Annotated in this window: 16 protein-coding genes; 10 read left to right on the top strand and 6 right to left on the bottom strand. The window is 52.4% G+C overall.

Annotation, left to right across the window (positions count from 1 at the left end; genetic code table 11):
• Positions 1-24: 24 nt before the first annotated feature.
• From F3J40_RS15790 to F3J40_RS15775, 4 genes are read right to left on the bottom strand one after another with little or no spacing between them, the layout of a single operon-like run.
• Positions 25-1647 (bottom strand): ATP-binding cassette domain-containing protein, encoded by a 1623-nt coding sequence (locus F3J40_RS15790; protein WP_167016077.1) that lies wholly within the window; start codon positions 1645-1647, stop codon positions 25-27.
• A 4-nt stretch (positions 1648-1651) separates the two neighbouring features.
• Positions 1652-2506 (bottom strand): ABC transporter permease, encoded by an 855-nt coding sequence (locus tag F3J40_RS15785; protein WP_167016075.1) that lies wholly within the window; start codon positions 2504-2506, stop codon positions 1652-1654.
• A complete protein-coding gene (locus tag F3J40_RS15780; RefSeq protein ID WP_167016073.1) occupies positions 2496-3437 on the bottom strand; it encodes an ABC transporter permease in 942 nt (313 codons plus the stop codon). Before F3J40_RS15780 ends, F3J40_RS15785 begins: the two co-directional genes overlap by 11 nt.
• 1 nt (position 3438) lies before the next feature.
• Entirely contained in the window at positions 3439-5028 is a 1590-nt protein-coding gene (locus tag F3J40_RS15775) for an ABC transporter substrate-binding protein (RefSeq protein ID WP_167016071.1), read from the bottom strand.
• A gap of 166 nt (positions 5029-5194) precedes the next feature.
• On the opposite strand from F3J40_RS15775, the gene F3J40_RS15770 reads away from it, so the two are divergent.
• Positions 5195-5854, top strand: coding sequence for an epoxyqueuosine reductase QueH (locus tag F3J40_RS15770; RefSeq protein ID WP_017346818.1), 660 nt, complete (start codon positions 5195-5197; stop codon positions 5852-5854).
• A 77-nt stretch (positions 5855-5931) separates the two neighbouring features.
• On the top strand, positions 5932-6231 hold the full coding sequence (locus tag F3J40_RS15765) for a putative quinol monooxygenase (RefSeq protein ID WP_017346819.1): 300 nt from the start codon (positions 5932-5934) through the stop codon (positions 6229-6231).
• Here the strand turns inward: F3J40_RS15765 and F3J40_RS15760 are convergent.
• Complete coding sequence (locus tag F3J40_RS15760; protein ID WP_167016069.1) at positions 6228-7112, bottom strand: LysR family transcriptional regulator; 885 nt, start codon at positions 7110-7112, stop codon at positions 6228-6230. The genes F3J40_RS15765 and F3J40_RS15760 overlap by 4 nt on opposite strands.
• Positions 7113-7218: 106 nt before the next feature.
• Here F3J40_RS15760 and F3J40_RS15755 point away from each other — a divergent pair, with 106 nt between their 5' ends.
• Both F3J40_RS15755 and kdpE read left to right on the top strand, forming a co-directional pair.
• Entirely contained in the window at positions 7219-8724 is a 1506-nt protein-coding gene (locus tag F3J40_RS15755; protein WP_167016186.1) for an MFS transporter, read from the top strand.
• Positions 8725-8813: 89 nt separating this feature from the next.
• Positions 8814-9482 (top strand): two-component system response regulator KdpE, encoded by a 669-nt coding sequence (gene kdpE / locus F3J40_RS15750; protein ID WP_167016067.1) that lies wholly within the window; start codon positions 8814-8816, stop codon positions 9480-9482.
• 178 nt (positions 9483-9660) lie between these two features.
• Here the strand turns inward: kdpE and F3J40_RS15745 are convergent, their stop codons facing one another.
• Positions 9661-11934 carry a TonB-dependent siderophore receptor gene (locus F3J40_RS15745; RefSeq protein ID WP_167016065.1) on the bottom strand — a complete coding sequence of 758 codons (2274 nt, stop codon included), beginning with the start codon at positions 11932-11934 and terminating at the stop codon, positions 9661-9663.
• Between the two features lie 1798 nt (positions 11935-13732).
• Between F3J40_RS15745 and F3J40_RS15740 the strand changes: the two genes are divergently transcribed.
• The 6 genes from F3J40_RS15740 to rfbD all read left to right on the top strand — a co-directional run bounded on the left by F3J40_RS15740 (position 13733) and on the right by rfbD (position 19272).
• Complete coding sequence (locus F3J40_RS15740; RefSeq protein WP_167016063.1) at positions 13733-14866, top strand: polysaccharide export protein; 1134 nt, start codon at positions 13733-13735, stop codon at positions 14864-14866.
• A gap of 110 nt (positions 14867-14976) precedes the next feature.
• Complete coding sequence (locus tag F3J40_RS15735) at positions 14977-15888, top strand: glycosyltransferase family 2 protein (RefSeq protein WP_167016061.1); 912 nt, start codon at positions 14977-14979, stop codon at positions 15886-15888.
• 36 nt (positions 15889-15924) lie between these two features.
• Positions 15925-16989: a dTDP-glucose 4,6-dehydratase gene (gene rfbB, locus F3J40_RS15730; protein ID WP_167016059.1), complete on the top strand. Its 1065-nt coding sequence runs from the start codon at positions 15925-15927 to the stop codon at positions 16987-16989.
• A gap of 18 nt (positions 16990-17007) precedes the next feature.
• The gene (gene rfbA / locus F3J40_RS15725; RefSeq protein ID WP_167016057.1) at positions 17008-17883 is read left to right on the top strand and encodes a glucose-1-phosphate thymidylyltransferase RfbA; all 876 of its coding nucleotides are present in this window, start codon (positions 17008-17010) and stop codon (positions 17881-17883) included.
• A 1-nt stretch (position 17884) separates the two neighbouring features.
• Complete coding sequence (gene rfbC, locus F3J40_RS15720) at positions 17885-18421, top strand: dTDP-4-dehydrorhamnose 3,5-epimerase (RefSeq protein WP_167016055.1); 537 nt, start codon at positions 17885-17887, stop codon at positions 18419-18421.
• Positions 18418-19272, top strand: coding sequence for a dTDP-4-dehydrorhamnose reductase (rfbD, locus tag F3J40_RS15715; RefSeq protein WP_167016053.1), 855 nt, complete (start codon positions 18418-18420; stop codon positions 19270-19272). The genes rfbC and rfbD overlap by 4 nt, the downstream gene beginning before the upstream one ends.
• The last annotated feature ends 32 nt before the right edge of the window (positions 19273-19304 follow it).

Genomic DNA, 19304 nt, shown 5'->3' with positions numbered 1-19304 from the left:
TTATTTATATTATTGTCATCGACATTACCCGCCGGAGAATAATAACTGGCGGCTGTAATTATTTTCAGCCGTGGGCCTGGGGTGTGTTGTATCAACAACCTCCACAATTTTTCCGGCACTCAGAACCGCAACACGATGACTCATGTGTAACACCACGCCAGGATCATGTGAAATGAACAACATGCTCAGGCCGAGCTGGATCTGTAGCCTGCGCAACAGATCCAGAATCTGTGCCTGGGTCAGCACATCCAACGCAGAGACCGGCTCATCACAAATCAGGATTTCAGGATCAGAAGCCAGTGCTTGCGCAATCGCCACTCGCTGTCGCTGTCCACCCGATAAGGCAGCGGGACGTCGTGAGAGCAGCGCCAACGGCAGGCCCACCTGCTGCATCAGCGCTTCGGTACGCGCAGTGATTTTTTCTGCAGACGCATTCGCTTGCAAACGCAGCGGCTGCTGCACGATTTGCATCACGGTATAAAGCGGATTAAAAGCACCCAAAGGATCCTGGCTGATGGTCTGGATGCGCTGGCGTAATGGGCGGCGATCCGCTTCATTCATCTGGCTCCAGCGCTGATTTTCCAGCCAGACTTCACCCTGCTGCGCTTTGATTAGTCCGAGGATCACTTTGCCAAGGGAGGTTTTTCCCGATCCCGATTCTCCCACCAGGCCCAGTGTTTCACCATGGCGCAACTGGAGTGAGATGTCGTCCAGTACCTGATGGCGCGATCCGTCCGGGCGACGAAACGCCAGGTGTAGTTGCTGTACCGAAAGCAGCCGTTTCTGGCGATCTACCGGTGGCGTAATATTCAGCTGACTTGTGCCTGGGTCTGCCAGCCACTGATTGCGGGTGTGGACGCCGGGGATCGCAGCCAAAAGCTGGCGCGTGTATGGATGCTGCGGTGCAGCAAGCAGTGCAGCGGTTTCGCCTTGTTCCACCACCCGCCCGTGGCGCATCACCAGCACCCGATCGGCAATTTTTGCCACCACCGCAAGATCATGGGTAATGAGTAACACCCCGTGTCCCCGATCGGCCAACTGGCGGAACAGGGATAAAATACGCTGCTGTACGGTGACATCCAGTGCGGTTGTTGGCTCGTCTGCTATCAGTAATGTTGGTCCTCCGGCAAGTGCAGAGGCGATCAGGGCGCGTTGACGCAGCCCGCCAGAAAGCTCATGAGCATACTGATCCATACGCTGTCTGGCATCGGGGATCCCGACATCTTCCAGTAACTGTTGTACCCGAGCGGCGACTTCCCGACGCGGGATTTTTTGATGTCTACACAGCGCTTCGGCAACCTCAGCACCGATGGTTTTTAGCGGATCGAGTGAGGTGAGTGCATCCTGCAAAACAAAACCAATCTCGCCACCGCGTACCTGCTGCCAGGCTTTCGCGCTGAGTTTGCGTAAATCACGCGTTTCACCTTTAGCGTTATACAACCGGGCTTTGCTGGCTTGCACGCGGGCGTTGTCACCGGCCAGGCCCACCAGTGCGCGTGCACTCACGGATTTCCCGGAGCCAGATTCACCCACCAGGGCGACAATTTCACCGCTGTGTAGCCGCAAAGAGAGCCCCTGTACCGCAGGGTGATCAGGAAAAGTAACTTCAAGCTGCTCAATGTCGAGCAGTCGCGTAAGTTGGGCCATCGATTTACGATCCTTGTGTCAGTCGGGACTGAATGCGACGTCCGGCCAGCGTCAGGGCAATCACCGAGAGGGCCACGACGCTCGCCGGAAGTAGGCTTATCCACGGCGCGGTATCGAGAAAATCTCGCCCATCCGCCAGTAAAGCGCCCCATTCCGCCACGGGAGGCACCACGCCAAGCCCGAGAAAACTGAGAGAGGACGCGTTTAACAGCGCCTGCCCAACGCCCAGCGTCGCCACCACCAGTAGCGGTCGCAGTGCGTTGGGCAGAATGTGTCGCAGCACAATGGTGGTACGCCGTTCGCCTAACACGACGGCCTGCTGGACATAGCCCGAGAGTTTGACCTGTAGCACTTGCGCACGCAGCAAACGGGCATAGCTGGCGATACCGGACAACCCCACCGCTAACAACGTATTGCTGGGGCCGCGCCCCAAAACAGCCACAATCAGTAACGCCAAAAGGAGCTCAGGAAAAGCCAGCAGAATATCCAGTAAATGCACCAGCGGCTGGCGCAGCCAGCGTGGCCCAAGACTGGTCAGCAGCCCCAAAACAATTCCGCCCGCGGTAGCCAGCACGGTGGCACCCAAGCCAATGCTGAGTGACAACGCAGAACCGTAAACCACCCGGCTGTAGAGATCGCGCCCCAGGGCATCTGTCCCGAACAGGTGATGAAGTGAAGGCGGTTGCAGGATGGCATCCATATCCATGTCATCCGGCAGATAGTGGGTAAACCAGTGCGGCACAAGGACCACCAACAGCAACAGCGCAACAAATGCCAGCGGCAGGCTACCCGTCAGAGAAAACTTACGCCGACGGCCTAAGGCAGGAGAATGCTCATACAGCAGGGGATCATGATTCATAGTGCGATCTCCGGTGTCGCAGACGGGGATCAATCAACAGATATAACCCATCCACCAGCAGATTGATCAGAACAAACGCGAGCGCAGAGAACATCACCAGACCAAGAATCAACGGCATGTCGCGATTCACAATCGCCTGGAGGGTAATTTTGCCAATCCCTGCGCGGCCAAACACGGTCTCAGTCAGAATTGAACCGCTTAACACGCCAGCCAGCAGCGTTCCGGTCAGCGTACTGGCAGCCAGCGCGGCATGACGCAAGCCATGGCGCAGACGCAACAGGCTCTCACCAACGCCTCGGGTGCGAACGGTAAGGGCAAAAGGTTGCGCCAGTGCTGCTTCCAGCCCATCACGCAGTACCTGGCTTAACAGCGCAAACAACGGCAGGCTTAGCGTAATGACTGGCAGCACCAGCGATCGCCAGCCATCATTACCCGTGACCGGGAACCAGTGCAGATGAAAACTGAACAGCGCCAACAGCACAATGCCGGCCCAGTAAACCGGTGTACTGAGTAGGCACAACTCCAGGGTAGCAAACAGGGTGCGCAGCGGTTGCCAGCGACCGGCAGTGGTGAGCGCATTCAGTGTGGCTAACGTCAATGCCAGCAGTACGGCAAGCAGAGCAAGCTGGAGCGTCTGGCCAAGCGCACTGCCGATCACCTCAATAACCGGTGCACGATTTTGATAGCTGTCACCAAAATGACCCAGCAGTGCCTGCCCACAATAGTGCAGATATTGCAGCCACAACGGTTGATCAAGCCCGTAGCGCGCGATGAGTGTTGCGCGGAAGGCATCATCAACCACATTGTCGCCGCCGCTGAGAATCGTAATGGGATCGCCAGGAATCAGCTTTACCGCCATAAAGGTCAGGCTTGCGGCACCCCAGAGCACCGCAATCACTGTCAGTAGGCGTTGTAACAGGCGTTTTACCATGTTAGTGGCTCAGCCAGGCATCATAGAACGTCGGTTTGGCATTGGTCGCCCAACCGATACCGTGCAGTCGTTTTGCCGCACCGGATTGCCACGCCGGGATGTAAATCGGCACCGCATAGGCCTGGTCGATGATTTGATGCTGCAACTGTTGATACAGCACTTTACGCTCGGCATCTGGAGCACCAATGGCCTGGTTGAGTTTGTCATCCAGGGTGGTGACGCGGCTGTAGTTGGCCCCTTTAGGTGGGATGTAGGCGGAGCTGAAAACCGTACGCAGGATGTCAGGTTCCGCGCGAACATAGAAGTTAGAGACGATATCGTAGTTATTTTTGGTGGTGCGATCGGCTAGCACGCCAGCATCAAGTGGATCGAGTTGCAGGTCGAAGCCCGCTTTCTTCACCTGGAACTGGATCGCCTGGAACAGGGTGATATCGGCGCTTTGCGCATCGTCCGGTGAGTAGGCAAACACCACTTTCAGCGTCTGCCCCTGTTTCTCACGTATACCGTTGGCGTTGCGCTTCCAGCCGTCGGCATCCAGCAGTTGATTGGCTTTCTCCAGATTGAAGCCCCAGGTTTTCGCAATGCTGGGATCATAGTAGAGCGTCTGCGGACCCAGCACGTTATCGGCCGCTTTCAGGGTGCCGAAGAAGGCGACTTTTACTGCGGTTGTGGCATCAATGGCTGACTGGAAGGCCTGACGTACGCGCAGATCGCTAAACGGGGCTTTCGCGGTGTTGAGATAGAGCACCCGGTTCACGCCTGGGTTCTCGCGGGTCAGAATTTGCAACTGCGGGTTGGATTGCACACTGCGTGCACTGGCCGGCGGAATGGCATCAATTAGTTGAACCTGGCCGCTGGTTAACGCGCCAAGGCGGACTGAGGATTCCGGCAGGTAGCGGAAATTAATCGCATCAAGGTATGCAGGCCCCGTGTGATGGGCATAACCCGGCCCCCAGTGGTAATCCGCGCGGCGGGTCAACTGGCTGCCGCTTCCTTTAATAAAGGATTTGAGAATAAATGGCCCGGAACCCACCACGCTGTTGCTGGTATTGGCGGTCTTTTTTAAATAGGTCGGAGACTGAATACCCAGATAGGGCAGGCTCAGCCCCTGGAGTAAGGGAGCAAACGGCGTTTTGTACTGGATCACCACCGTATAATCATCGGGTGTGGTGATGGCGCTGATCGGGCCAAGCAACGATTTCGCATAGCTAGAGGTGGTTTTCGGGTCAAGAATACGTTCGAAGTTATATTTCACCGCTGCCGCATCCAGGCGAGTGCCGTCACTGAACGTCACATCTTTACGCAGTTGGAAGCGATACTCGGTATGGTCTGGAGTGACGGTCCAGGACTCTGCCAGCCAGGGAGTGAAGCGATTGTCTTCTGCCTGTCCCACCAGCGAATCGACCACGCTGCGCGTCACCAGCGCGGTGACGGAGTAGCCGGTTATCGATGGGTCGATGATTGGCGTATCACTGCCTAATGCCACGTTTAATGTACCGCCGGTCACGGGCTGCTCTGCGGCCTGAGCCGAAAGTGCCAGCGCCATGCTGGCGATCAGAAAGGCGATCCCTCTGGTGATGGTAGTTGTCATTCCTTGCTTCCTTAATAGGCTGTTGTTACAGGCACCCTACGAGAGCCATCCGCCGGGCAGAAGCAATTTAAAATGCTTTCATATTGCGTGAGAGGAATAACGCCTGCCTGGACTTATCGGTGCCGTAGCCGCTAAACTGCAGTAAATCCATAAAGAAAGTGAACCAATGACTGCTGTAAACCGCGCCAGGCTATCCCTGCCAAACAGTGCTGATAAGCTGCTGTTACACTCCTGCTGTGCCCCTTGCTCCGGCGAGGTAATGGAAGCCATTCAGGCTTCAGGCATCGAATACACCATTTTTTTCTATAACCCGAATATCCATCCTCAGCGTGAATACCTGATCCGCAAAGAGGAGAATATTCGCTTTGCAGAACAGCATGGTGTGCCGTTCATTGACGCCGACTACGACACGGACAACTGGTTTGCGCGTGCGAAAGGCATGGAGTGGAGCCCGGAGCGCGGCGAGCGTTGCACCATGTGTTTTGATATGCGGTTTGAGCGTACGGCTCTGTATGCCTGGGAACACGGTTTTAGCGTTATCAGCAGCTCGCTGGGCATTTCTCGCTGGAAAAATATGCAACAGATTAATGATTGCGGTCAGCGTGCAGTCGCGCCCTATGAAGGTATGGCTTATTGGGACTATAACTGGCGCAAGGGTGGCGGTTCATCACGCATGATTGAGATCAGCAAGCGCGAGCGTTTCTATCAGCAAGAGTATTGCGGCTGTGTTTATTCGCTGCGCGACAGCAATTTGCATCGCAAATCTCAGGGGCGTCCGCTGATCAAGATCGGTGTCCAGTACTACGGTGATGATGACAGCAATTAATGCTAAACGCCGCAATGCGGCTGTCGTATGCTACAAGTCGAATTTTCAGGCATGAAACCGTTAACATGGAGAAAACGATGACCCTTCCCGTAGTGGCGCTGTTCACTGTAAAAGCAGGACATGAAGAGACCGTAGAGCAACTGTTCCGAGGTGTGATTGAAGCCACCTTGAAAGAAGAGGGCTGCATCAGTTACCAGCTGAACCGCGACATTGAGAATCCACGTCGTTTTATCTGGACTGAAGAGTGGCAGAGTCGTGAATTGCTGCAAAAGCACATTGAATCGCCACACATCAGCAAACTGTTTGCCGAATTGCCGCCGTATATTGAGCATTCAGAAGTGGTTGCCCTGCAAAAACTGGCGGGTGGCGTTGCTTAACGCCAGTTGGCTGCCAGATAGTCAATAAAGCAGCGTACCCGGGGCGTCAGCCAGCGGTTGGTGGGCCAGAGCGCCGCAAACTGACTGCTGTGCTGGCAGTGATCCACAAGGATCTCCTGTAATTCGCCCCGTTTTATCTCTTCTTCCACCACAAATGAGGGCAGATAGCTAATGCCCATTCCCGCCCGAGTGGACTGGACCAGCGCTTCAATATTGTTGAGCGTGACGCCGATCTGCGCCGTATTTTCCCCTGTGATCCGCATCCCTTCTAGTTCCCACGGTTGAATGCGACCCGTAGTGGGGAAGCGAAACAGGATGAGCTGATGCGCCGCCAGCTCAGTGGGGAGTGCCGGTTGACCTTGACGTTGCAGGTATTCGGGGCTGGCACAGACCATAAAACGAAAAGTGCCCAGCGTGCGCGCAGTGAGCCGCGAGTCAGTGATTTCGCCGCTGCGAATCACCACATCAAACCCTTCATCAATCACATTGACCATACGGTCACTGAAATCCAGATCCAGTTCCACCAGCGGATAGCGACGTTGGAAGCCGGCGAGCATGGGCAGTACCAGACGATAGCCGATCACGGGTAAGGAGACGCGCAGTCTGCCGCTGGGTTCCGCTACGGCGGCCGTGAGTTCTGCCTCGGCTTCACGCAGTTGTTCGAAGATGAGGTGACAACGATCCAGTAAGCGCGCCCCTTCGTCAGTCAGGCTGACACTTCGGGTGCTGCGGTGAAACAGCCTGACGCCCAGTTGCTGCTCCAGCCGCGCAACATTTTTACCCACTGCGGAAGCGGAGATACCGAGCTGATGGGCTGCCTGGGTAAAACTCAGGCTTTCAGCCGTGCGAACAAATGCAGTGAGCGTGGTCAGGCTATCCATGATTATTAACTTTATATCCGCAAAGAGTGGAGTTTGAGTTTATTTATCTCTAATAAACTCCGCAATAGCATGTCGGTATGACTTTCCACGATGAGAGAAAACCATGATGACTCGCTCTGCGCGCTTGCTGGCAACTGTGCCCCTGTTTTTCGCTGCACTGATGTTGCCGCTGAGTTTTACCGGCGGTGTGATGACCACACCCGCGATTGGCCATGCGCTAGGCGGTAGCCCGCTGGCGCTGATGTGGCTGACCAACGGGTTTATGTTGTCCTTTGGGGGATGCCTGCTGGGAGCCGGGGTTGTGGCGGATAAACTGGGCAGTCGACGCCTGTTTTTCAGCGGGCTATTGCTGTTTGTGGGTAGTTGCGGATTGATTGGCGTTGCCCAGAGCACCTGGGTCGTGGGTGGTCTGCGTACCCTGCAAGGTTTGGCTGCCGCTCTGACGTTAGCAGCGGCGGCCACTGCGCTGGCTCAACTCTATGAAGGGGCAGCACGAACCCGTGCATTTAGCCTGTTGGGCACGTTGTTTGGTCTTGGATTAGCGTTTGGCCCGTTGCTGATTGGTGTGCTGACCCAGCACGGGAGCTGGCGCTGGGTGTATGTGGTACTGGCATTAATGGCAGGATTGAGCCTGTTGTGGGCCCTGCGTTTTCTGGTTGTTGCCAGCCCGGTTGTGACAGAACGCGCCGACTGGCGCGGTATTACGTTGTTCACTGCCGCGCTGATGTTGTTTTCTGTCGCGCTGTTGCTGTTGCCAGAGCAGGGGATTTTTGCCTGGCCAGTGGCGATGCTTTTTGCCTTGAGTTTGCTGTTGGCCGTGGTTTTTGTGCGTCACTGTCAGCGCCACCCTGCGCCAGTATTTCAGCTTCAGTTGTTGCGTCAGCCGCGCTTCGCCGGGGTGTTGGTGCTGCCGGTGGCGACCTGTTACTGCTATGTGGTGTTGTTGATTGTGATGCCGCTGCATTTTATGGGCATGCAGGGAATGGATGAGATTGATAGCGCGCTGTGGCTGCTGGCACTGACTTCGCCGATGCTGGTGGTGCCGATGTTAGCCGCACTGTTGACGCGTTGGTTCAGTGCGGGAGGGATTGCTGTCGTGGGGTTGCTGCTGGCGGCGCTGGGGTTGCTGGGGTTGAGCTTTGCCGTCGCCGGGCCGTTGGTGTTATTCGCCATGTTCGTGATTGGCTGCGGAGCGGCGCTGCCGTGGGGATTAATGGATGGACTGGCCGTGTCTGCGGTGCCTTTGTCTCAAGCGGGGATGGCCGCAGGCTTATTCAACACCGTGCGCGTGGCCGGGGAGGGGATTGCGCTGGCGCTGGTGGTGGCACTTTTGGTGGCGCTGAATCATCTGACGTTAAGTCATGCCTTGCCAGGGAGTGATCCACAGGCGCTCAGCGCCGCGGCTAACTGGCTCGGCAGCAGTAATTTAGCGCAGGCACGTTTGGCTCTGCCTGAGGTTGATCTCTCGTTGATACTGAGCAGCTACCAGCAAGCCTGGCAAGGGTTGTTATGGCTGCTGGCGGCGATCACCCTGTTTACCGCCGCTGTGGTGTGGCAGCTATTAGTGAATAAAAACGCCACTGCTGTGGAGCAGGTTCAGCAGGTTCCCTGACCTTAACCCGATGATCCACCGCAGAAGATGCAGGCGATCTGGCAGGCTGCTATGCTGCGGGAATCGCTTCCCGTAACTGGATACCCGCAGTGCAGACGATTTTAATCATTGATGACGAAAAACAGATCAGCCGCTTTTTACGTCAGGCGTTGGAAAATGAAGAGGTAAAAGTGTGGGAAGCGGATACGCTGGCACATGGCCTGAGTAGCGCGGCGAGCCGTAGACCGGATCTCGTGATCCTCGACTTGGGTCTGCCAGATGGCGACGGTATGCAATTTATTCGTGAATTCCGCCAGTGGAGCAACAAGCCCGTGATTGTGCTCTCGGCGCGCACCGATGAAGAAGATAAAATTGCCGCGCTGGACGCGGGCGCTGACGATTTCCTCAGTAAACCGTTTGGCGTAGGCGAACTGCAAGCCAGAGTTAGAGTGGCACTGCGACGCCATGAAGGTGAGAAAGAACAGGCTATCACCTTTGGCGATGTCACCGTCAACCTCAGCGCACGTACCGTATTACGGGCAGGAGAGCATATCCACCTTACCCCCACAGAATTTCGCCTGCTTGCGCTGCTGGTGGCGCATCCCGGTAAGGTACTCACCCAGACACAAATTCTGAAACAAGTGTGGGGACCTCACGCTGACAACAGCCAGTACCTGCGTATCTACATGGGTAATCTGCGGCAAAAGCTGGAACAGATCCCAGCTCTTCCGGTGCACTTCATTACGGAAAATGGCGTGGGTTACCGGTTTATGCGTTAGGACAATTTACTTTCATTGGCGCATACGTCCACTCTCCAAAGGGAAGCGCGCTCAGGGTAACGGAGAACCGTGAAACGGGGGCTGGGAAAGGCGTGTCAGAAAGGGCCAGCCCCACAGCGATAGCATGGCTGGCATCCATCGGTTGAGATCTGCCGGTTCCCCGGCAGGTCTACTCACATCAGAAATGCATGCCCAATTCCATGTAGTAAGTACGGCCAGACTCGTTATAGGTATTTGCACCAGCCCCATACAGGTAGGCACCGGTGGTGGTGTTGCCTGTGGTCTGCGCATTCCCCTCGCGGAAATGGCGTTTATCCAGCAGGTTATCGATCCCCGCCGTCAAATCGACATACTTATTAATGGTGTAGGTGGCGCTGGCACCGAACAACGCATAAGGTGCCACGGTCCAGGTTTCACTGCCGCTAACGGCTTCACCCTTATAGTTATATTTCTTCGGTTTCTGACGACCGTACCAGGTCATGGTGCCCTGTACAGAGAGATCGTTAGTGGCCTGCCAATCCAGCGTAGAGTTAATGGTGAACTTAGGAATGATGGAGAGATAATCGCCCGTGGTTTTATTTTTATTTTCAATGATGTAGGTGAAGTTATTCTTCATTGAAATGTTGTCGGAGATTGGGAAGTTCAGCGTTCCTTCCAGGCCTTCAACCACGGCTTTTGGCACATTCTCCCACTTATACACATTGGACGTGCCGTTGTTGTAGGTGGAGGTATAACCGGCTTCGATCTTATTGCGGTAATCGTTGCGATACCAGGTCAGGCCAGCCTGCACGTCATCATGATTGTACTCAATACCAATCTCTTTATTGATGCTGGTTTCTGCTTTGAGATCCTTGTTCCCTTGCAGGTAGCAGCTGCTGGAGCTGTTATAGCAGCCCTGGCCGTTGCTATATAACAGGTAGTTCGGGTTGGTCTGATAGAGGTTAGGGGCTTTCCAGGCACGGGCGATACCCAACTTCAGGGTAAAATCACTGCCCAGATCCTGCGACATATTCAGCGCCGGGCTCCAGTTACTGCCACTGATGGTCTGATAGTTAAACCGTAGCCCTGGTGTCAGCTTAGTGGACTCCGTCAGGTCTATGTTGTCTTCCGCATAGAAACCATAGATATCGGCGGCGCTGTACTCACTACGAGAGCTGCTGATGCCTGTTACACTGCCACCGCTCAGTGCCTGAGTATTCGAAATCGGGTCCTTCATGGTCTGATGATTCATCTCAGCGCCGAAGGTGAGTGTCTGATTGACCCACAAGTCGAGCGGAATATTTACATCGGAGTGCAGGTTGGTGTCATTCAGATAAATGGTGGAGAAACCGGGATTGGTAGTACTGAAAATCCCCTCCGTGCCGCCCGCTAATCCCTCATTGATGCGCTTGTTACGCGTTTTCTCAAACTGGATATAGTTATTGGTGCTCACCCCATTATCCCAGGCTCCGGTGTACTTCAGGGCCAACGTCTGACGATAGGTAACATTGGTTTCCTTACCGTAGTTGGCCACGACCAGCGCGTTGGAGTTGGTATTCTGCGTGTCGCCAGCATACAGATTGCCCTGACGGCTAAAGCCGGCGTCTAGCTCCAGTGACTGCATCGGAGCAAAATCCCAACGCAGCGCGGCATGCACATCTTTATCAATTACCCCTTCGCGACCGGCAGGAACCGTACCGGCATAAGTACCGGTACGTGCCGCCTCGTGACCTGCGTTAATATTTTGCGCATCAGCCTGAGTTTTGCTCCAGTTGCCATCCAGCTGCAGCGTCAGGTTATCTGCTATCGCGCCGCTCAGGTTGGCGTTGTAACGCTTGGTGGCACCTTCTTGCTTATGCTCCGGCGCGTTGAAGTAGGTATTCAGTCCGCCATGCCAGGTATTCTCGGCTTTCTTCGTGATGATATTCACCACGCCACCCATAGCTCCGTTGCCATACAGCGCCGCAGCGGGGCCTCGAATCACTTCAATGCGATCAATCATCTCGGCAGGGACCCAGTTGCTGTCTCCCAGCGTATCGCGCTCTCCTCGCCAGCCATAGCGCACCGAGTTACGGCTGCTCACTGGCATACCATCAATCAAAATCAGCGTATTTTCCGGGCCCATACCGCGAATATCGATCTGGCGGTTGTTACCACGCTGGCCGCTGGTGGAGTTACCGGTGAGGTTGACACCCGGCATGGTTCGAATGATTTCGGAGACGTCTCGGGCAATCGGGTGCTTCTTAATGGCTTCGCTATCAATCACCGACACGCCAGGGGCCTGCAGGGTCTGCTCACGGGCTGTTACCACCAGAGTATTGTCCTGTGCCGACTGCGTGTTGCTGACTTTTAGTGCGTCATTCTGTTCAGTCGTGCTGGGGGTAGATGTGCTAACTGCTTGAGCTGCTGGCATAAAAATGCAGCTCGCAACCAAAGTGCTCAGTAGCGAGAGCTTAAAAACCGGTCTGTTCATGAGAGGTCACATATCCTTGGTGAAGAGAAAAAAGACACGCTCAAAATTTTATCGGGGCGATAATGGTTATCAATTTCATTAGCATCTGGATTTTGTAATTTTGCTACAGGCAGCGTAAACACTGCGCGGGAGGTGACATAAAACTGTATTTAATTGTTTCTAAATGAAAAATAGTCTTAACCTTGGCGGCAGGACGGCCAGATGTAGCCTACTATCACTCTCTAAATATAAGCGGTACTGATGAATACTGAGTGCTTTATATAAGCGTGACAGGAGCCTCATTTTGCCACTGATATCTTTAAAGCCATCAAAGATATTTATATCTGGAAACAAGTGAGGCGGTAAAAAAGCACTTATAACACCGCGTTTCGCTGGTGGTTTTATGTACTTTTCTGTGGTCATTTTTTAGGCTTGCAGAGCGTAAATGATTCCATAAAGTCCCAAACCATCACGGCAGCAATGTTAGCAAAACTGACCTTTGGTCTAAAAAATGATCAAATTGACCCTTCGGGGTATAAATCATCAACTTAGGACTAGATCAGAGGTAAAAAGTTGAGTTTAGTCACAGGTTGCATTCGGATTAGTGCCCAGGAATTATCTGGAGTTTTGATGAAATTATTAAGGGATTAAGTGCTGATAAGGATATATAGAGTCCTGACTATTGCGCTTGTAACTTGTTCCGCAAGGCAATTAAATCAGGTAATTTTCTGCTCAAGAAAGGGTTTAGGAATATGTCTGTTATATCATTTTATTTAACCAAGATTATTCCTGGATTATTAGGACAATACGTTGTTTCTTTGCCCCAATCTTAATCAAATGCGAAAAAAAACTGTTATAAAGCTTATGTTCTCTTGCGAAGTTGCCCAGATTAGTAGTATACCTACTCGCACTAGCCCAACATCAAGCTGAGTTACTTGCGCAATAGGATTAAATCTTAAAACGCTGGTTTTGTCTGAAGGGTGAACGTCACAACAATTGAGGACCATCATGAACATAAAAGTTTGCTCGTTTGATGGTGACCCCAAAGGCCCGTATCGGCTTTCTGGGTTTACAGCAACTCAATGTATCGCTGGCAGCTGCAAGCAGGTTACTCTGCCGCAAACTGTCGCTTTGTATTTTGAGTAGTAGCACCTCAGTTTCAAATTAAAGATTGCACTGATGCCATAGATTGCGTCGGAAGTTACCTTTATCACTAAATTTCAGGAAAGATGAAACGTCTCATGGAGCCAGACAAACAAAGATTAAAATTTAACTAAATCAATCAGCATAACCAGCAGTGTTTTTCTGTAGGTGCCGTGCTGATTTGCTTTGAGAAATTTTAAATATAAATATCTTCGTGCTGAATATGCGCGCGGCACCACTTTGTTTTTTGCATGAAAATACATCAATAAGTTTATCGTATGCTTATTAATGTGTTTTTAATCTACAGCGCGAGCTGTAACTTTAACTCAATGATATGAAAGGATTTTTTATATAGAACCCGAATGAGCTGAGTCGATACTTGCGCCTTGAACGCATAAAAATACTACAGGCTTATTACACCGAATCTTTGAATAACAAAGATATCGGCGGGGACTTTCATATCTAAAAATTATGAAGATGTTTTTAGTGCATTGGTAGCTGGAAAACCAAGGGCGGTAGCGTGTCTTTTTACCGGTAACGGCAAAAAATATCTGCTGTGCAATAAAAGCATCATTTTAATGTGCGTAGGGTAACTCCTCAGTCTTTCTCCAGTTATTTCAGCGGGAACAGTGGTGTTTAACATGAACTTTTATTTATCCGGGATGATCCAGGAACTATGAATAAAAATCTGGTGAAATTATCTGCTCTAGCCCTGGCAGTAGGTGTTTTAAGCGGCTGTACTGTTATCCCTGGTCAGAACCTGAGTAGCTGGGGTAAGAACGTTGAGAAACCGGCTGATAAGGATTTTGATCTCGACAAGGCGGTCAACATTATTCCTATCACGCCTGGGGTATTAAACAAGTTACGCACGCCGCCAGTGCTATCGCGTGAAAACCCTCAACTCGCTGAACAGCTAAGAAACTACGAATACCATATCGGTATTGGTGATGTGCTGATGATCACCGTATGGGATCACCCAGAACTCACCACACCAGCAGGTCAGTACCGTAGCGCCAGTGATACAGGTAACTGGGTGAACTCAGACGGCACCATCTTCTATCCGTACATCGGTAAAGTGTCTGTCGTCGGGAAAACCGTGATGCAAGTACGTGATGAAGTAACACGTCGCCTTGCTACCTACATTGAAAGCCCACAGGTTGACGTCAGTATTGCCGCCTTCCGTTCACAGAAAGTGTACGTCAGCGGTGCAGTGACCACTTCTGGCCAGCAGCCTGTCACCAATATTCCATTGACCGTGCTGGATGCCGTTAACGCAGCGGGTGGCCTGGCTGCCGACGCCGACTGGCGTAACGTGGTGTTGACCCATGCCGGTAAAGATACGCTGATTTCACTGTACGATCTGATGCAGCGCGGCGACTTGATGCAGAACCGTCTGCTGACCCCTGGCGATATCCTCTACGTTCCGCGCAATGACAATCTCAAAGTGTTTGTCATGGGTGAAGTCCTGAAACCAGGCACCATGGTGATGGATCGCAGCGGAATGACGCTGGCGGAAGCGTTGGGTAATGGTGGTGGTCTGAATCAGGAACTCTCTGATGCCACAGGCGTATTTGTTATCCGTCCGACCGGTTCACGCGGTGGCAAAATTGCCGATATCTACCAACTGAATGCGAAAGACGCTTCAGCCATGGTCATGGCAGCCGACTTCAAACTGCGTCCGTATGACATCGTCTATGTGACTGCCGCACCGTTGGTACGTTGGAACCGTGTGATCAACCAGATCCTGCCAACCGTTACCGGCATCAACACCAGTACCGAAACGCTCTACTACACACGTCATTGGGATTAATGCTGACAAACGCCACTTTAAGCGGTGGCGTGTTCAGAGCAAAAAAACCTTTCGTGTACAGCCCGATGCCATCCGAAGTCATCGGGCTTCCAGGCTGACAGGAAACAATCATGAAATATTTTCTGACGATCCCGACCTATAACGGTGGTGACGTGTGGAAACAGGCTGTGGAAAGAATTTCGTCAAACCTTCCAGCCGACTTTTCAGTGCTGGTCGTTGATTCCGGCAGCAAAGATGACACGGTGAAATGGGCAGAAGAGGCCGGTTTTGCGGTAAAGCACATTTCATCCCGTGAGTTCAATCACGGTGGCACCCGCAATCTGGCAGCCAGTCTGGCCCCTGAAGATTGTGAAGTGGTGGTCTTCCTGACGCAGGATGCGCTGCTGGAACCGGGAAGTCTGGAAAGGATAGTGGCGTGCTTTGCCGATGCCAAAATCGCTTGCGCCTACGGACGCCAGCTACCGCATCTGGATGCCAACCCCATCGCCAGTCACGCCCGAGCGTTTAATTATCGCCAGCAGAGCAGAACGTATTCACTCGAAGATATTCCGACGGCGGGTTTGAAAACGGTCTTTTCTTCAAACTCATTTGCTGCGTATCGCCTATCGGTATTTCGCGAGCTAGGCGGTTTTCCTAGCGATACGATACTGAGCGAAGATATGTTCTTTGTCGCGAAAGCGGTGATGTCGGGTTACAAACTGGCTTATGTTGCTGACTCGCAGGTGAGGCATTCACATAATTACAGTTGCATGGAAGAGTTTAAACGTTACTTTGACATCGGTGTGTTTCATGGCAAGGAAAGCTGGATAAGAGAAAAATTCGGCGGTGCCGGTGGAGAAGGAAAGAATTTTATATTCTCAGAAATTAACTATTTAGTTAAAAATGGCGTCCTTTATTTACCTTCTGCATTTCTACATAACTTCTTCAAGATTCTCGGATACAAATTAGGGCAAAACTATCGCGCACTTCCGGCTAACGTCACCAAGTCGCTGAGTATGCACAAGCGCTACTGGGAACAGTAACGGATTTCTGCTGCATTATTACCTTCAGAGGGAAAAATGAAAATTATCGTAACGGGTGGAGCCGGATTTATTGGTTCGGCTGTAGTACGTCACATTATTGAAAATACCAACGACACTGTTCTGGTCGTCGACAGCCTGACTTATGCAGGCAACCCTGATTCTTTGGCCAGTGTGAATGAAAATCCACGCTACCATTTTGCCCAGGCGGATATTTGTGATGCAAAAAAAATGGCGGAACTTTTTGACCATTTCCAACCCGATGCGGTAATGCACCTGGCGGCAGAAAGTCACGTCGATCGCTCTATTGATGGCCCTGGTGCATTTATTCAGACCAACATTAACGGCACCTTTACCCTCCTGGAAGCGGCTCGCCGTTACTGGCAGGCACTGGATGCCGAGCGCCGCGAAGCCTTCCGCTTCCACCACATCTCGACCGATGAAGTGTATGGCGATCTGCACGGGGTGGATGACCTGTTCACTGAAACCACGCCGTATGCACCAAGCAGCCCATACAGTGCTTCCAAAGCCGCCAGCGATCATCTGGTGCGCGCCTGGCAGCGTACGTATGGTTTACCAGTCCTGGTAACCAATTGCTCGAATAACTATGGCCCGTATCATTTCCCGGAAAAATTAATTCCGCTGATGATCCTCAACGCGTTAGCCGGTAAACCACTGCCGGTTTATGGCAATGGCCAACAGATTCGTGACTGGCTGTTTGTAGAAGATCATGCTCGCGCTTTATATCTGGTCGTCACCACCGGTGTGGTTGGGGAAACTTACAATATTGGCGGTCATAACGAACGTAAAAATATTGATGTTGTTAAAACAATCTGTGCGCTGTTAGAAGAACTGGCACCGGAAAAACCACAAGGTGTGGTGAATTACAGTGACTTAATTACTTCTGTAACTGATCGCCCTGGACATGATTATCGTTACGCGATCGACGCAGGAAAAATAGATCGTGAGCTTGGCTGGAAGCCAGCAGAAACATTTGAAAGTGGAATCCGTAAAACAGTGGAGTGGTATCTAACCAACAACGACTGGATTAAGAACGTTCAGAATAAGACAGCTCATCATTCTCGTCCTGGTCTTTCTCACTAATTACGAAGGGTTAATCTTATGAAAGGTATTGTTCTTGCTGGTGGCTCAGGTACGCGGTTATATCCAATTTCGCGAGGCGTTTCTAAACAGTTGCTGCCGATTTATGACAAACCTATGGTCTATTATCCGATCTCAGTGTTAATGCTGGCGGGTATTAAAGACATCCTGATTATTTCAACACCAGAAGACCTGCCAGGTTTTCAGCGTCTGCTAGGTGATGGTAGCCAGTTTGGTATTGCATTGAGCTATGCAGTACAGCCAAGCCCGGATGGACTGGCACAGGCCTTCCTGATCGGTGAAGAGTTCATCAACGGCGACCGTTGTGCACTGGTGCTGGGCGATAACATTTTCTACGGTGAAAGTTTTGGCCGTAAGCTGGAAAACGTCGCGGAACGTCAGGATGGCGCAACGGTGTTTGGTTACCAGGTAATGGACCCAGAGCGTTTTGGTGTGGTGGCCTTCGACAAAGACTTCCGCGCGATCTCTCTGGAAGAGAAGCCGGTTGAGCCAAAATCGAACTGGGCAGTTACCGGGCTCTATTTCTACGACAAAGACGTGGTCGACATGGCCAAAGAGGTGAAACCTTCTCCACGCGGTGAGCTGGAAATCACCACGCTGAATGAGATGTACCTCGGTCGCGGCAAGCTGAATGTAGAAATTCTGGGTCGTGGATTCGCCTGGCTGGACACCGGCACGCACAACAGTTTGTTAGAGGCTTCTCAATTCATCCATACCATTGAGCAGCGTCAGGGATTCAAAGTTGCCTGTCTTGAAGAGATTGCCTTCCGTAAAGGCTGGATCTCTGCAGAAGAGGTGATTCAGCTGGCACAGGGATTGAAAAAGACCAGCTATGGTCAATATCTCACTCAACTGATTGAATTCGAAGGTCTTTAATATGGACATCATTGAGACGCCACTCCTCGGTGTCAAAGTCATCCAGCCCCAGGTATTTGGTGATAGCCGTGGTTTCTTCCTCGAAACCTTTGAGAAAAACCGCTACAAGGAGATGTTGGATATTGACCTGGAATTTGTCCAGGATAACCACTCCCGCTCCACGAAAGACGTTCTGCGTGGTATGCACTTCCAGACGATTAACCCGCAGGGCAAGTTAGTGCGTGTGGTACGCGGTGCCGTTTACGACGTTGCCGTGGATATTCGTCCAGACTCACCCTCTTTTGGTCAGTGGTACGGTGTACTGTTAACCGAAGAGAACAAAACCCAGTTCTGGGTACCGCCGGGTCTGGCACATGGATTCGTGGTGCTGTCAGATGTGGCGGACTTTGAGTACAAGTGCACCAACTACTACACGCCAGAGCATGAAGCCTGTCTGATCTGGAACGATCCACGCGTGGGGATTGAATGGCCGGTTGAGACACCTCGTCTGTCTGAAAAAGACAAACGGGGTAAATCCCTTGAGGAGCTGGCGCTATGAAAATACTCCTCACGGGTGGAAATGGTCAGTTGGGGCGCTGCCTGCAAGACCGTTTCCCGGCTGACTGGCAGATCAGTGTCACCACGTCCAGCGATCTGGATATTGGTGATGCGGCGGCAGTAGAGCGTGCAGTGCTGGCTTTCCAGCCGGATGCCATTATCAATGCGGCGGCCTATACCGCCGTAGATAAAGCAGAAAGTGAACCGGAAAACAGCGCCCGTGTTAATAGCGCCGGGCCAGAAAACCTGGCGCGTGCTGCACGGTTGATTGGCGCTCGCCTGGTGCATGTTTCAACGGACTACGTGTTTGATGGTACGGCTCAACGGCCGTATCAGGAAACCGACAACACCTCGCCGGTTTGTGTGTATGGACGCACCAAGCTGGAAGGTGAGAAGCGTGTACAGGAGTTACTGCCGGATGCGGTAATTCTTCGCACTGCCTGGGTCTTTAGCGAGTATGGCAGCAACTTCGTAAAAACTATGCTGCGTCTGGGCGAACAGCGTGATGCACTCAGCATTGTTAGCGACCAGTTGGGCTGCCCGACTTATGCCGGTGATATCGCCCAGGCCATTATTGTGCTGTTGCAGCAGTCCGCGGCGGGTGGCATTTACCACTACTGTGGTGACCAGCAGGCGACCTGGTACGATTTTGCCGAGCAGATTTTTATCCAGGCAACGCAGCAGGGACGGTTAGCCAAGGCACCGCAGCTTACGGCTATCAATACTGAAGCGTTCCCCACACCAGCACAGCGTCCCGCTTACTCGGTGCTCGATTGCAGCAAAGTGCAGCATTATGGCGTTAAGCTCTCTGACTGGCAGAAAGCACTGAGTGCCGTCGTCGCTGAAAGCTAAATTTTCCGGTGCGGCTTTCACAACACGCTGTC

Origin of the sequence: Candidatus Pantoea multigeneris, from assembly GCF_011752615.1 — a bacterium.
Taxonomy (GTDB): Bacteria; Pseudomonadota; Gammaproteobacteria; order Enterobacterales; family Enterobacteriaceae; genus Pantoea; species Pantoea multigeneris.
The sequence above is the reverse complement of the archived record's forward strand: the minus strand, read 5'-3'. Positions and strand labels throughout refer to the sequence as shown.